General features: G+C 32.8%; 11 protein-coding genes and 1 tRNA gene. 8 read left to right on the top strand and 4 right to left on the bottom strand.

Going from position 1 to position 15,789, the window contains the following annotated elements; genetic code table 11:
* Positions 1-34: 34 nt before the first annotated feature.
* Entirely contained in the window at positions 35-547 is a 513-nt protein-coding gene (locus tag ACWNT5_RS07930; protein ID WP_299608190.1) for an adenine phosphoribosyltransferase, read from the bottom strand.
* 375 nt (positions 548-922) lie between these two features.
* Here ACWNT5_RS07930 and ACWNT5_RS07925 point away from each other — a divergent pair, with 375 nt between their 5' ends.
* The 4 genes from ACWNT5_RS07925 to ACWNT5_RS07910 all read left to right on the top strand — a co-directional run bounded on the left by ACWNT5_RS07925 (position 923) and on the right by ACWNT5_RS07910 (position 4,403).
* Positions 923-2,263 (top strand): SPFH domain-containing protein, encoded by a 1,341-nt coding sequence (locus ACWNT5_RS07925; protein ID WP_299608192.1) that lies wholly within the window; start codon positions 923-925, stop codon positions 2,261-2,263.
* A 59-nt stretch (positions 2,264-2,322) separates the two neighbouring features.
* Positions 2,323-2,550: a putative signal transducing protein gene (locus ACWNT5_RS07920; protein ID WP_299608194.1), complete on the top strand. Its 228-nt coding sequence runs from the start codon at positions 2,323-2,325 to the stop codon at positions 2,548-2,550.
* 44 nt (positions 2,551-2,594) lie between these two features.
* Positions 2,595-2,668, top strand: a tRNA-Arg gene (locus ACWNT5_RS07915).
* Positions 2,669-3,185: 517 nt separating this feature from the next.
* Positions 3,186-4,403: a S8 family peptidase gene (locus tag ACWNT5_RS07910; RefSeq protein ID WP_456517045.1), complete on the top strand. Its 1,218-nt coding sequence runs from the start codon at positions 3,186-3,188 to the stop codon at positions 4,401-4,403.
* 77 nt (positions 4,404-4,480) lie between these two features.
* Here ACWNT5_RS07910 and ACWNT5_RS07905 read toward each other — a convergent pair whose 3' ends face one another.
* Together ACWNT5_RS07905 and ACWNT5_RS07900 are read right to left on the bottom strand one after the other, a co-directional pair.
* A complete protein-coding gene (locus ACWNT5_RS07905) occupies positions 4,481-5,170 on the bottom strand; it encodes a LytR/AlgR family response regulator transcription factor (protein WP_456517044.1) in 690 nt (229 codons plus the stop codon).
* A complete protein-coding gene (locus tag ACWNT5_RS07900) occupies positions 5,167-5,970 on the bottom strand; it encodes a sensor histidine kinase (RefSeq protein ID WP_456517043.1) in 804 nt (267 codons plus the stop codon). The genes ACWNT5_RS07905 and ACWNT5_RS07900 overlap by 4 nt, the downstream gene beginning before the upstream one ends.
* Positions 5,971-6,176: 206 nt before the next feature.
* Between ACWNT5_RS07900 and ACWNT5_RS07895 the strand changes: the two genes are divergently transcribed.
* Positions 6,177-7,088 (top strand): M28 family metallopeptidase, encoded by a 912-nt coding sequence (locus ACWNT5_RS07895; protein WP_456517042.1) that lies wholly within the window; start codon positions 6,177-6,179, stop codon positions 7,086-7,088.
* A 510-nt stretch (positions 7,089-7,598) separates the two neighbouring features.
* On the opposite strand, the gene ACWNT5_RS07890 is transcribed toward ACWNT5_RS07895, so the two are convergent.
* Positions 7,599-11,033: a T9SS type A sorting domain-containing protein gene (locus ACWNT5_RS07890; RefSeq protein WP_456517041.1), complete on the bottom strand. Its 3,435-nt coding sequence runs from the start codon at positions 11,031-11,033 to the stop codon at positions 7,599-7,601.
* 302 nt (positions 11,034-11,335) lie between these two features.
* Between ACWNT5_RS07890 and ACWNT5_RS07885 the strand changes: the two genes are divergently transcribed.
* The 3 genes from ACWNT5_RS07885 to ACWNT5_RS07875 all read left to right on the top strand — a co-directional run bounded on the left by ACWNT5_RS07885 (position 11,336) and on the right by ACWNT5_RS07875 (position 15,446).
* Complete coding sequence (locus tag ACWNT5_RS07885) at positions 11,336-11,845, top strand: RNA polymerase sigma factor (protein WP_299608237.1); 510 nt, start codon at positions 11,336-11,338, stop codon at positions 11,843-11,845.
* Positions 11,846-11,915: 70 nt separating this feature from the next.
* The gene (locus tag ACWNT5_RS07880) at positions 11,916-12,836 is read left to right on the top strand and encodes a FecR family protein (protein ID WP_456517040.1); all 921 of its coding nucleotides are present in this window, start codon (positions 11,916-11,918) and stop codon (positions 12,834-12,836) included.
* Positions 12,837-15,446, top strand: coding sequence for a TonB-dependent receptor (locus tag ACWNT5_RS07875; protein WP_456517039.1), 2,610 nt, complete (start codon positions 12,837-12,839; stop codon positions 15,444-15,446).
* The last annotated feature ends 343 nt before the right edge of the window (positions 15,447-15,789 follow it).

The raw sequence follows: 15,789 nt of genomic DNA, 5'->3' as shown, positions 1-15,789 counted from the left end.
CCGCGGTAAAGACGCTTTTTATTTGTCCCTTCTGCTAATATTGTAATACAGAAGCTATAGGATAATCAAGTTTATCTTTTCCATTTAGAAAGCTTAATTCCATAATAAAATTACACTGCACAACTTCGCCTCCTAGTTGTTCTACCAATTCACAAACGGCTTTTGCCGTTCCTCCAGTTGCCAACACATCATCATGAATTAGTATACGTTCTCCTTTTTTTATAGCATCCTGATGGATTTCTAAAACATCTTCTCCATATTCTAACCCATAACTCTTGCTATAAGTGTCTGATGGCAATTTACCTTGTTTGCGAACTGGAACAAATCCAGCACCTAAACGTTGCGCAATCATACTTCCTAGAATAAAGCCTCTAGCTTCAATACCAATTACCTTATCTACTTTAATTTCACTGGGAACTAACTCCGCAAGTTGATCTGCTACATATACCAAAGCTTCAGAATTAGCTAGTAAAGGAGTAATATCTTTAAATATAATTCCTGGTTTAGGAAAGTCAGGAATATCTCTTATCAGTTCTTTTATGTTCATAGTTGCAAAATAATGAAAATCGAAAAAAGAGCCTCAAAAATTATCAAAAGCCTCTTGGATTATAAAACCATCTCAAAAAATAGCCTTCAATTCTTACAATTACTTATAAAAAATTCTTTTTAAGTTATATTTTATAACAATATTAAAGAGTATATAATTACATAATAAAACATGAATCATCTTTTAGATTACAAAAAATATTCACTTTCATAGATTTCTTCCAAAATATTTTTTTATAAACTTCTAGTACTATATTTTAAAAAAGTACAACAATACGATAACAATTATTTTCAATTTAAAACCTAGAAATCATGTAAAACATAGTCTTTCTTTTTGATTAATTATAAATAACTAACATTTTAAAAAGTCATTGCTATGCTTACATATTTAGGAATCATAATGGTTATTATTGGAGTTACCATTTTCATCATCAAACCATTTTTCAAAGAATCAAAATTATTACACAAGTTCACTAGACAAAGAAACATTGCCATGATCCTTATAGGGTTATGTATGAGTGTCATCTCTGGGATGTTCTTTTATGCAGAACCGGGAACAGCGTATGCAGTACAATACCCTTGGGGAAGCCAGAAAGCAGTAGTTAACCAGGGAATCAATACCAAAATGTGGGGAAGATTAATCCCTATACAGTTTGAATTACCTATTAAATACGTTATCCCTAACAAGAAAAATGAGTTGGGCGAGCAAAGCAAATACGCTAATGTAGACAAAGCAAAATATTGGGCATTTAGCGATGCGGTAAAAGCGAGAATCGCTACTTCGGTAGTGATTAGTATCAACACTGCAGATGAAGATCAATTTTTATCTGTGGCAGATCGTAACAAAACGGAGAAAAACTTAATCAGATCCAGAATTATCCCTAACATAGATCAGTCTATTAAGAATACTTGTAAACTTATGGATGCACAAGATTATATATCTGGACAAGCATCTGATTTTGATCGGTATTTCAAAGATCAGCTAGAAAACGGAATGTATGTTTTGGAAGAGTTTATTGCTACAGAAACCAGAGAAACTATTGGTGATAGTACTACAGTAAGAACTATTCCTAATAAAGAATCGAAACAAAAGAGATTTCGTATAAAATATCATAATGGAGAGCCTGTTCGCGAGAAAGGCAACTCATTAAGAGGATATGGTTTAACGGTGGTACAAGCAGTTGTCACTGAAATCGACTGGGAGCCTGAGTTTGACAAACGTCTTCAGTTACAGAAAGAAGAAGTAGCACAGACACAATTAGAAAAACAGCAGGCAGAACGCGAATTCTATAGAGCTCAAAAGGAGATTGCTCGTGGAGAAGCTGAGAAAGCTGCAGAAAGAGCTCGCTTAGAAAAAGAGCAAATTCAAAAAACCATCGAAGCAGAAACAAAAGCTAAGGTGGCAGAATTCAATCTTATAGAAGAGCGAAAAAACTATGAAGTAGCACAGTTTAAAGCAAAAACTCAGAAAACAATGGCAGACGCACAGTCTTATGAGAATGCAAAGCTGGTAAATGCTGGTCTTACACCACAGGAGCGAGCTGAATGGGAATTTAAAACCTCTGTAAACGTTGCCAAGCAATTAAAGGATCTAAAACTACCTGAAATTTATATTCAGGATGGAGGAAAATCAGGAAAAGACACCAACCTATTACAATCACTAATTGGTGCGGACTTAGCAAAAAAAATGATGTCTCAAAAAACATCTAAAGAGTAGAATTTAAGAATGGGATGTATAATGCATCCCACTTAAAAAATATTTAAAAATATCGCATTATGGGAACATACGTAAAATTATATATCGGAACATCAATACTTGCAAACAGGTTAGCTTTTTTACTTGATGAGGCAGGCATTGCTACCATCATTAAAAATCATGATGAATCTGCAAGATTAGCAGGCTTTGGAACTTTTCAAAATTCGAGTGAGCTTTTAGTAAAGGATGATAATCTTCAAGAAGCTTATAAAATCACTGAAAATTTTAAAAAAGAAATTTTAAAATAGTTTTTTAATTTATAATTTTCACATATATTTGCACCCGCAAAAAAGGCCTCGTAGCATAACTGAATAGTGCACTTGATTACGGCTCAAGAGGTTGCAGGTTTGAATCCTGCCGAGGTCACTTAAGAATGAAAAGCTCACCAAATGGTGAGCTTTTTTGTTTGTATAAGATTTGAACTCGTTCAAGAATCCGAGTACAAACAAAAAAATAGTTTTATGACACTCGGATAATAAGGATTCAAGGTATTTTTTGGTAACAAACCAAATAGAGAGCAGGAAACAAATTATAGATATATACAAAGTAAATACAACAGTAAAGAAGCATGACTTTTTTTCTAAAATTTAGCCTATTCCTACCCATTAAAATTTTATCAACACAATTCTTATTTTCATTACAACAATCGTATTAATTCACAAAAAACACTAAGAATTAACTCTTCTTTTGTTAAAATCGTTCAATTTATTTCTGTTGTTTATTTAGTGTTTTCAACGTTTTATACAGCGGAATATTCCGCTTATACAATACATCAATTCCTTTTTAGGGATTTTCATTTTTCGAACGTTTATAATAGAGATGAGCACGTAAACTAATCGCTCATCATACTCTTAAATTAAACCTTAACACAAAACTCAAAATCATGAAGATTAGATTTAGAATTTTAAGCACAATTACCGTTTTTTCATTTCTATTTTATAGTTGTGAAAAGAATGAAGAAACCTTTAACGATACAGCATCTGAAATAGATATCGTAAATGATATAGGAGCTAATCAGGCCATACCTGGTGAATATATTATAGTATATCATCAGGATCAATCCATTTCTGGTAAAAGTGCAGAAATAGAAAATAAATCCAACAAAATCCTATCCCGACAGGGAATTTCGATTAAGAATATCAAAAACACTTACTCCAAAGCAATACAAGGTTTTACTGCTAGAAATCTATCTGCAGAACAGGCAACATCACTTAGAGAAGATCCTGCAGTTGCCTATGTAGAACCGAATTATATACTAAAAGCAAATTTTAAATCTGGTAAACCGGTAAGCAGTCTTCCTCCTACGGTACAAAACAAAGCTGTAACCAATGACTCACAGCTAAGTAATGGAGAGTTTTTACCATGGGGTATAAATCGAGTAGGTAGAGGAAATGGTGTCGGAAAAACTTGTTGGATAATAGATAGCGGTATTGCCCCTCATAGCGATTTAACTATAGATACTAATCAAAGCATAAGTTTTGTTGGTGGATCTTGGGTAGATGAAGACGGACATGGAACACATGTAGCAGGAACAGTTGCTGCCAGAAACAACGGCTCTGGAGTTATTGGTGTGGCATACGGCGCAACCGTAGTTGCCGTTAGAGTTCTAGATGCCGATGGAAATGGTACTGTTGACGGTCTGATTCAAGGAGTAGATTATGTTGCGGATAACGCAAATACCGGTGAAACCTGGAATTTTAGTGTAGGTTTCAATAGTCGATTTACCTCGCAAGCAATAGATGATGCATTCAGAAACTTAGAGCGTACCACTTATGGAGCTACATCTGCAGGTAATAGCAATGACGACACTCAATTTTATTCTCCAAAATTATTACAAACCCCTAATACTTGGGTTGTAGGTAATATGACTAATACAGATGCTCCTGCCTCTGGTTCAAACTTCGGAAGAAGTGTTGATCGTTGGGCTCCAGGAACAGATGTTTGGTCAACTTGGTTAAACGGACAGTTTAATAGAATCTCAGGTACTTCTATGGCCTCACCACATGTAGCTGGAATACTACTATTAAGAGGTAATAGTACTGCTACTGATGGATCCGTAAGTAAAGGAGGACATACTGCGCCTATTGCCACCTTGAATTAACATAATTTCCAAACTTACTAGAGGCTGTACTATGCAGCCTCTTTTATATTTTTTTTAAGCTCTAGAAAGCTTTCCTCTTATCTCGACAACATTTTATTCACAGTACTTCTATAGGTTTGTCCAATAGGAATGCTATGATCACCTATTTTAATTTGATTGCCCTCTATAATTTGGATCTTTTCTTTTGATATGATAAATGAATGATGTATTCTCAAAAAATTGTAGGGTAACTCTTTTTCGAAGGTTGATATTTTATATAAGGTAAGAATCATTTGATTTTCCAGAAATACTTTACAGTAGTTGCCAGCAGCTTCGATAAAAAGAATATCATCTAAAGATATTCTAATTTGTTTCTTACCTGATTTAATAAATATATACTGATTCCTTTCCGAGCCTTCTAACGGTATTTCATTTTTTTCTAAAAGAATCACTTTATTAACAGCTTTTAGAAATCGTTCAAATGCAAAAGGTTTTAACAAATAATCCATTACGTCCAACTCGTATCCTTCTAGTGCAAATTCTTTATAAGCAGAGGTAACAATTATTTTTGGAGGGAGAGAAAGCGTTTTTAAAAACTCGAAGCCGCTTAACTCTGGCATATTAATATCCAAAAACAATAGATCTGTTTTACTTTCTTTTAAAAGAGAAAGTGCTTCGAATGCGTTATATGCATTTCCAACCTTATGCAACATTGGGAGTTTATCTGCAAAACCTTCAATAATCCGATGTGCGATAGGCTCATCATCCAAAATCACATACCTAATCATAACTTTATCTCTAGATTTGCTTTAAAAACATCATGATCCCTGCTAAGTGTTAATTGATGTTTTTTATGATATAACAACTGAAGTCTTTTCTTTAAGTTTTTCAAACCTATACCCTCTTTATTCTCATTTTTAGTATTTGACTTAAAATTATTTTCTATTTCAAAAGACAACGTACTACTTTTTACACTCAAATTTATTTTAACATATGCATTTGTAATCATACTTTCCACACCATGCTTAATAGCGTTTTCTAGCAGCATGATAAGCAACAATGGAGCTATCTTTAGATGATAATCATCTATATCCTTTTTAAAAGAAATAGCTACCTCTTTTTTATATCTTAACAAGTGAATCTCAATATATTGTTCTAAATACGTTACTTCTTGTTGTATAGACACCACATCTTCCGCTCCTTGGTAAATAGTATAACGCATTATTTCCGAAAGTTTTAAGATTACATCAGGAGCCTTCTCCGATTTCTCTATCGCGAGACCGTATAGATTATTCAACGTGTTAAAGAAAAAATGAGGATCCACCTTACTTTTTAATAGCATTAATTCAGCCTTATTCTTATCATTTTTAAGTGTTTGATATTGTTTCCACAAATTGAAAAACCAACGTATTACAATGTATCCAATAGTAAGCAAAAAGATAAGTTGAAATACATAAAAATAATAATCATGAATTGGTAATCCTGAAAGTTCTTCAAGCCTTTTGAATCGAACCATTCCAATGACAGAAATGAGAATAATAGTTCCAAGAAGTATGACATGAAAATATTCTCTATAACGCTTAGACATAATCCAAATGTATTTCTTTTTGATGATCTCAACTAATTTAATGGATAAACACTATTAAAACAATGACCAATGCGCTACAAAAACACATAGATACATCTGCACCCATAAATTTATATAGTGTGCAGTATACACATCTATATTGATCATAAAATTTAGCTCAAAGGAATGATTACCTATAGATTTGAAAAACACTTAAACAAATGTAAATGAATAATTTATTAAAAAAACTCAGTATCATTGGTCTACTATTAACTCCTTTTTTATCTAATTCTCAAAATCAACTAGCACCTGAGAAAGAGATCACCTCAATGCAAATGGAAATCTTACAAAAATTAACAGGAAAGACTCCTATTAAATACAAAACCTATTTAAACCAAAGGGCATCACCCAAAGAGCGTGATATTACCGCAAATTATCTATCTGATTATTTATCTTCAATAGGCTGGCAACTTGAAAATCATTATTACCGCACCTCAAACGGAAATCCATTACTTGATTTATGTTTACCACCCGTACAGGGAATTAACGTTGCAGCGATATTACCTGCTACTACAGATAGCAATGAATACCTACTATTTGGAGGACACTATGATTCTGAACGTAATTGTCCTGGCGCTATTGATAATGCTACAGGAGTAGCCTTAAGCTTAGCCATTGCCTATAAACTCGCAAAACTAAAGAAAAGAAACATCAATTTTCTTATCGTTTTGTTCGATCAAGAGGAGGATGGAGAAGTCGGCAGTAAAGCTTACGCAAAAATGCTAAAAAAAATGAATAGAAAGATACATTCTGTACACACTATAGATATGATGGGATGGGACAAGGATCAAAATTATGGAATTGAAATAGAGCTACCCTCTAAGAAGCTTAAAAATCTATATGAAAGCAATGCTAAGAAATACCACATTCCCATATACAGCACTACAGTAAGCTCTTCTGATCATAAATCATTTATTGATGAGGGTTTTAACACTGTTGGAATTTCTGAAGAATATGCTAAAAGAGATACAACACCTTTTATTCACACTCCCAAAGACACTTATGAAACTATCAATTTTGAGTACCTATTATCCTCCACAAACTTCGTTTTCAAAATTTTTAAAAAACTAGCACAATGAGACCTGAAAGACAAACATTACCCAACAAGCTATATGAAATCTTATTAATTGTAAGTTTTATTCCCTTTATCATTAAAAGTATTGAATATCTATTAGCAGGTATATTCTACCCTTTTTTGATAATGATAATACTAACATCTCCCTTTTTTTATTTATTTAAAAAGAAAAAAAACACTCCAAAACTAATTAAATATTGGAGCATATTACTAATTGGTTATGGATTACTAAGGATAGTATTACACACACTCATCATTATAAAACCAAGTGGTGTTCCTTCAGGAGCTTTTTATCAGTTTACTTTTTGGTATACTTTCAAAAGTGTATTCTATATTCTCTTTGGAATATCTTTGTTTATTAAACGAAAACTGATCGTTAGATCCATCTTTTTTAAATAGTGATGACAGATAAAACGAAGAAGGCTGTCCGCAATAAATTGCTGACAGCCTTCTTTATATTAAAGTTATTTTTTATTAACAGATGATAATAATAACCTATTAATAAGTGAAACCTTTAGTTTTTAATAAGCTTTTTTGTTTCTTCTACACCATCTAAGTTTACATTAAGGAAATACATTCCTCTTGCGTAATTAGATAAATTAATTTGAGCTGCATTTTCAGAAGAAATTAATCCTTTTTGAGATGCAATTACCTTTCCTGTTAAATCAGAAACGGTATAAGAAACATTAGCAGCGTTTCTCCATTGTATATTAAAAATACCACTTGAAGGATTTGGGAACAAGCTTAGTGCCGGTCTGTTTTCTACCTCTTCTACACTAAGTGTATTTCCTTCAATAACAACATCATCAATAACCACACCTTCATTATTAAATGCTCCATCAGACACAAAGTTAAATCTGAAAACAAAGTTACTCTCACCAGAAAACGCTGATAAGTCATAACTGTACTCTTTCATAGTCGCATCAGTTCCAGTCCATTGTGCTCCAGGACAAGTAGCACAATTGCTTAAATTAACCGCCGTATCACTATTATACCAGTTTGGATCGTTAGCTGAGCCAAGAATATTCCATGCAGCCCCACCATCTGTAGAATATTCTACATTGATAAAGTCCCAATCCAACTCTATATCAAAAGCCATATTAAACTTAAGAACAGGATTTTCTCCAACGGTAGTCATATCATAACATTTAGAAATCAAATAACTAGTTATACCATCAGGATAGTTACCATCTAGGTTAGTTGCATAAGCATTTTGTCCAGACGCAGCTGTATTTAATAAAGCACCTGCTGGAACTCCTCTTTCCCATAAAACTCCTCCACCTGTTAATAAAGCATCACTTGCATCCTCAAAATCGTTTACACCTTCTGAAACATTAAAAGTTGAATTAGTATTAAAATTAACGTCTATAGAATTATTCCCTCCATTTGCATCATTTGCTACCGAAGCTACAACACTGATACTATGCTCTCCTAAATCTAAATTTAATTCAGGTAAATCAATTACCGCAGTTGCATTAGAATTTATAGTCCCTGTCCAAGTAGTAGTATTAGAATTACCATCAACCACATACTCTATATCAATAGAAGAAATTGGATTAGTACCGTTATTTTTAACTGTAAAAGAAGGCGAAACTGCTCCACAATTAATTTCCGTACCTGGAGAATTAATTGCAACTAAACGAATATCATCTTGAGCTAATTCAACAGGAATAGGAGACTGCCAAACACCTCTACCATAAGTTGCTGCTGTAATATTACCATCATTAACATTAATTTCTAGATCTCTAACAGGAGAGTTAGGCAAATTATTATCAAATGTCTCCCAAACTCCTGGAGTTGTATTATCAGTTCTATACACACCGATTGTTGTACCGACATACAAAGGATCTTGAGAATGTAATCCTTGGTGCTTAATTACCAATTTCGGAACAGCTGGTAAATCTCCAGTAATATCCGTAAAATTTTGACCACCATCAGTTGATTTAAATACACCGCCTGATCTTCCAGATGTTGTTACGTATACTATGTTACTATTACTACTATGAATAGTTACAGAAGATATACTTAAGGTAAAAGATTCTATTTCTGTAAATGACACACCTCGATCTGTACTTTTCCACATCGTTTCGTTAATGGTAGCATACATAATATCAGAATTAGACGGATCAATTTCTAATTGGTCTATTCTATGTCTTCCAGTATCCGAAGAACCTGTAAAATCTGGAGATACACGAACAAAAGCATTTCCATCTAGTCTATAAACTGCGTTGTATCCTGCATACAATTCACTTTCACTATTCATTCGAAGTGGTGTAACCCAATTTGCTGTGTTATTGGTTACATCTCCTGGTCTTGCTACTCTTGATGTCTGAGTACGACCTCCATTAGTAGAAATCCATAAATTTTGACCAAACTGCATGAAACCATAATAGTTATCATCATTATTAGGATCAATAGCAGCATCCATACCATCTCCACCACCATATACATTCCATTCTCCTGCAGTTGTTAATCCAAAACTTCCATTATCCTGTAATCCACCTGCCATTTTCTTAGACTTACCGTTAGAATTAGAAACAGCAATCTCGTAAAATTGACCAATTTGCATTTTTTGTGTTAGATCACTAAAGGTGTTACCTCCGTTTGTAGATTTAAAAATACCACCATCACTACCACAATATAAATCTCCATTAAAAAAACGTAAGAAATGTATATCTGCATGTGTATAAGATTCTGTTCTAACGGACCATCTATTTACTTGAGTGAAGTTATCTCCTCCATCTGTAGATTTCCAGATATCCAATTCTCCAGTATATATTTCATCTGCATCAGTATCAGAAACAGCTAATGCCATATCATACCACGCCTGACCAGCTCCAAAAATATCTGTATTTGTAAAAGCCGTTTTAGTAAAATTCACACCACTGTCAGTAGATTTGTAAATTCCTTCAAAGCTAAAATTAGCATCATTCGCTGCACTCATTACATAAACGTAATTTGGATTAGCAGGAGTTACATCAATTACCATTCTTGACAAAGTTGAAGATAGTGGTAATCCACTCGTAATTGTTGAAAAAGAATCTCCATTATCATCGGATCTAAAAACTTGAGAATCTGAAACCGCGTATATCACATTAGAATTTCCAGGTTTTAATTTCATATCATTAAGATCAGCATTAAAAATTCTGGCAAAATTAGTTCCTCCATTTGTAGACTTATAAAACCCTCTACTACTAGAAACAAAAACTTTATTTCTATCAGAAGGATCTAAATATATCTCACTGATATTATTAGCTCCAGAAACCGTAAATGTTAGGCCTGTGGTATTCCAGGTTTGTCCTCCATCTGTTGATTTCAAAACACCTACACTAACGGTGTCATTAGCATCATCATCTCCAGTACCAATGTAAATAATATCAGTATCAACCGGATCAATTGCTATTGCAGAAACCCCAATCTGAGGTAATTCATCTGATAGTGGTACCCAAGACGCTCCCGCATCTAAAGATCTCCAAATACCACCTGCTGGTGTACCTGCATAATATTTATTAGGATCAACAGGATCTACAATAATGGTATTCACACGACCAATATTAGCGCTAGAAAAAGATCTATCAATAATATCATCTGGACCGATAGCCACCCAATTACTGTTATCCACCATTTTACTTTGTAATGCATTTTTTTGCATTCCAGCATCCCAAATCTGTTTTGGGCTCATTAAGGTTCCATCATCATTTAAACAATCCTTCCAAAAATTCTCCCATCTTTTAAAAGGCTTATATCCAGAACCTTTTTTAGTATGATCTTTATCCTTCCAATACTCATTAAAAGCATCTACAATTTCTTGGAATTTTAAAGGTTCACTATCACCGGAAGACTTTTTTTGCGCATTAAGCTCTTTCATCCAAGGAGCCGAAGAATTAAATTGTGCAGTACCCGCGAACCAAAACGAACACGCAACAATAACAAGAATAATTTTTTTCATTTAAACAAATTTTGTTGAGTTACTTCTATAATAAACAATCGAAAGGTAGAAAACCCTACTTTTTCTATTGTTTTTTTTTAATTTCGCTAACATAATCTATTTTTTTTAAAATTCATAAATTAAAACACCCTCACTACCAGTTAAATACAAAATTTATTTATTATTTCTTTAACTTTTGTAGGAATTCAATAAAATTTAATTTCAAAAACGATGTTTTTTAAGTGTAACAATAGAAGCTAAATAAAACTGTTAAAACAATAAATTTTAATATCTCCGGAAAATAAATATCTTCGAGAATTATTATGGAAAAGAAATCTGTATGTGATGAAAAAAATTTCGAATTAATCTTTGACGATTGTTCCGAGTCCTTGCGCAATATTATTTATTACAAATGCGGTGACCTTGGTCTTGCGGAAGACATTATACAGGACGCTTTTATCAAATTATGGAAAAATTGCAAGAAAGTAGTTTTTTATAAAGCCAAATCTTACTTATTTACAGTTGCAAATAACAATTTACTAAATCATATTGCGCACAAGAAGGTTGTTCTAAAATACGAACAAAAGCCGCATTCGGATTTGAATAATCAAGACCCTCAGTTTATAATTGAAGAAAAAGAGTTTATGGCAAAACTTAAAAAAGCCATTGACGATCTTCCTGAAAAACAGCGAGAGACCTTTTTATTATCAAGAATAGACAAAAAATCCTACAAGGAAATAGCTGAGATGACAGGGGTTTCTGTAAAAGCCATAGAGAAGAGAATACATTATGCGCTAGTAAGTTTAAGAGAAAAATTAGGAGATATTTTATAATTTTATGTAGGGTAATTCAACATAAGACTGTTAATTAAAAAGAAAGCATAAACGAAGAACAAAAAAACAAATGCAAAATCCGTATTCAGACGAAACATTTTTAGCTCGATGGCTCAATAACGACCTTGACCCAAAGGAGAAAATGGAATTTGAAAATTCTGAGGAATATCAAAAATACAAGGTTATCGTTGATAAGGTAGCAATGTTGGGGTCTCCGGCTTATGACAAAAAGCAAAATTTGCAAAGGATAAAGAAAAATATGCTTGATGCTACTAACAGCACTAAAGTAATTTCTTTCGCTCCAAAATGGATTTATAGTATTGCCGCTACGCTACTAGTTCTTATTGGTCTTTTCTTTTTCTTTAACCGTTCTACTGTTTATACTACAAATTATGGAGAACAAATGACGGTTCAACTTTTAGATGGATCGGAGGTAATTTTAAATTCAAAATCGAAATTATCCTATAAAAAATCTGATTGGACTGATAGTAGAAAAGTGGTCTTGCTAGGAGAAGCCTTTTTTAAAGTAACAAAAGGTTCGAATTTTATTGTAGAATCTAATTCCGGTACTGTTCAAGTTTTAGGAACACAATTTAACATGAATACCAGAAAAGATTTTTTTGAAGTTATCTGCCATGAAGGAAAAGTAAAAGCTATTGGATCAGAAAGTACTGGCGAAGCAACACTTACTAAAGGAAATGCGTTTAGAATTGCTAATTCTGTCGTAGAAAACTGGAACACCAAATCCTCATTACCAAGTTGGCTATCTGGTGAAACTACTTTTACGAATACACCACTAAATCAGGTGATTCAATCCTTAGAAAATCAGTTTAATATTTCATTTGATACTGCAAAAATTGACCTTAATAAACGTTTTACAGGCAGCTATAGTCACCAAAATATTGAATTAGCATTAAAAACAATCTTTGTTCCTATGGAAATTTCATATACTTTTAACAACGAAAACAACATAGTTCTCGTTAAAGAATAAATGAAATCATTTTTTTTTCTCCTCTTAATCCTTCTACACCTACCCTCTTTTTCGCAAAAAACAGAGTCATTAAGTTATGATAAAATTTCTTTAGAAGAAGTTTTAAAAAATCTTGAAGACTCTTATAGTATTAAATTCTCTTTTAACCCAGAAATTGTTAAAAAACAACAAGTTACAACTCCTTCTAAAAACATACTTTCAGACATTCTAAAAGAAATAGAAAGTCAATCCTCTCTTTTTTTCGAAAAAATTAACGATAGATATTATGTAATTCGTAAGAAAAAAAAGGTAGGGAGAATAACGATTTGTGGATATCTTTTAGATTATAGAAGACAAAATCCTTTACAAGAAGCTCTAGTCGTTAATCGGAATCAATCTAAAACAACTTCTACTGACGATAATGGATACTTCCAGCTTCACTTAGCAAAACCAAATGATACAATCGATATTAGATTTTTGGGCTATAAAAATAGATATTTCATAGCAAAAGAATTGGAAAACATAGATTGCATTAAAATCTTAATGAAGGAAGATGACTTTCAACTAGGCGAAGTTGTTATTACAGAGTATGTTACTTCAGGAATATCTCGACAAGGAGCAAATAGTGCCATAAATATTGATCCCAGTAAACTAGGTATTCTACCAAGATTGGTAGAACCAGATATTTTACAAACACTTCAGTTTTTACCAGGGGTTCAAAGTCCTACAGAAACCGCTTCCGGACTTCATATAAGAGGGGGAACACCAGATCATAACCTTATACTTTGGGATGGTATTAAAATGTACAGTTCTGGTCATTTTTTTGATCTGCTCTCTATCTTTAACCCTTACATAACGGAAAACATAAAACTTTCCAGAAGTAGTACAGAAGCTAAATACGGTAATAGAATTTCTGGTGTAGTTGATATAGAATCAAAAAACGAAATACCTAAAGATTTAGGGTTTGGAGTTGGCATCAATATGACTAATATCGATGCTTATTTTGAAGCTCCTGTAGATGACGGGCTAGGTGTTATCATTTCTGCAAGAAGAGCCTTTACTGATCTTATTGAAACACCTACTTTTAGGAGTTATTCTGATAGAGCATTTCAAAGTATCCGATTCTTTGTTGACAATCAAAATCTCGATCAAGAAACTGTTGAAAACGAAAATATATTTTATTTCACAGACCTAACTCTCAAAGCTATTTTAGATTTATCAAAAAACAACAAACAAAACGACAAGCTTACCATTAGTTCTATTTTTACCAATAATAATCTCGATTACACTTTAAATATTAAAAACATACAAGGTTTTAGTGAACCTTTCGATGAGAACCAAAAAGATAACTTAGAGTTCGTAAATCAGGGAGCAAACATAAAATGGGAAAAACTATGGAGTAACAACTTTTCTCATTCGGCCAATATTTACTTTTCGAACTATAATTTTAATTATGACGGACTGCGTGAAGTTAGGGCTTCTAGCGATGGTTTCCTTTTTTTAAATAACAACATTATAGAAACGAATACCATCAGAGATGCAGGAGCATCAGTTCACACCAATTGGAGCATCAATTCAAAACATAGTCTTTCGATAGGCTATGATTTTTCTAGTAATGATGTAACATACAATGCCGACTATTCCGCAGATAATTTCACATTCGATGAAAGCGATAATAATATTACACATGCTGTATTTGGAGAATACAAGTTAAACTTAAACGAAAAATTCAAACTAAGTGCAGGGATCAGAAGCAATTACTTTTCTGTTCTAGACAAAACATATTGGGAACCACGAATTAATATAGAGTTTAATATATTTAATGATATAATTACTAAAATCGCTGCAGAAAGGAGAAATCAAGTAATTAGTCAGGTTGCAAATTATTTACCTAACGATTTTAATCTGGATAATCAGATTTGGCTATTGGCAGATTCAGAATTTGTTTCTATGCTGAGCAGTGATCAAATATCAGGAGGGTTTACTATTAACAAGAATAATTGGCATATTGATATAGAAGGATACTATAAAGATACCGAAGGCTTAACATCCTTTGCTAATGGATTTAATGGGGTGTTAGATTTGGAAACTGGAGAAAGCAAAGTTTTTGGAATTGATTTGTTAATCAAAAAAAGAATTCGGGATTATCGAACTTGGATTGGATATTCATACACTAACCAAGATTTTAAATTCGAAAATGTAAACGATGGTAATTATTTTCCTGGGAATTTTGATGTTCAACATTCTCTTTCATGGATTCATAGTTATCAATGGAATAATTTTGAATTCTCTCTCGGATGGACAATTAGAAATGGCAGACCCTATACTCCCGCATCAGGAATTACAGAAGATAATGGATTTCTATTCATTGATTATAAAGAAACTAATAGCGAAAGATTAAACACCTATCACCGATTAGATTTTTCTGCTTCTTATAAGTTTAAGTTGTCTAAAAGTGATACCTGGAGAAGCAAGATCGGGTTCTCTTTATTCAATTTGTATGATAAGGAAAACACCCTAAATCGAACTTACAATATTAGATTCGATGACAACAATGACTTTTTATTACAAGAAGTAAACACTATATCTGCTGGAATTACGCCAAATTTATCCTTTAGAGTTGATTTCTAGCAGCTTCTTTTAAAACCCCATCACGTTAAAACCATTTAAAGAAACAATTACAAGAAGTATATACTATCTATTCCTAGTAGCCATAGGAAATAACACGCTCTAGCACATCACCACATATTGAGCTGTATACTACATGTAATTTATAATAAGAATCTACCTGAAAGTAAAAATCTCGGGAGCAAGTTCACGGAGTATTCAAAGGACTTCTAGTGTCACACTGTTTACGTTTTACTTGCGAGTCAAGCCTTGGGATATTAACCCTCCTAGAATAAAAAAACCACCTCAACAGTATTGAGATGGTTTCTACATTATGGATTCAAAGCTTTTTTATATATACCTATAC

This window comes from Aquimarina sp. 433 (assembly GCF_054054605.1).
The sequence above is the reverse complement of the archived record's forward strand: the minus strand, read 5'-3'. Positions and strand labels throughout refer to the sequence as shown.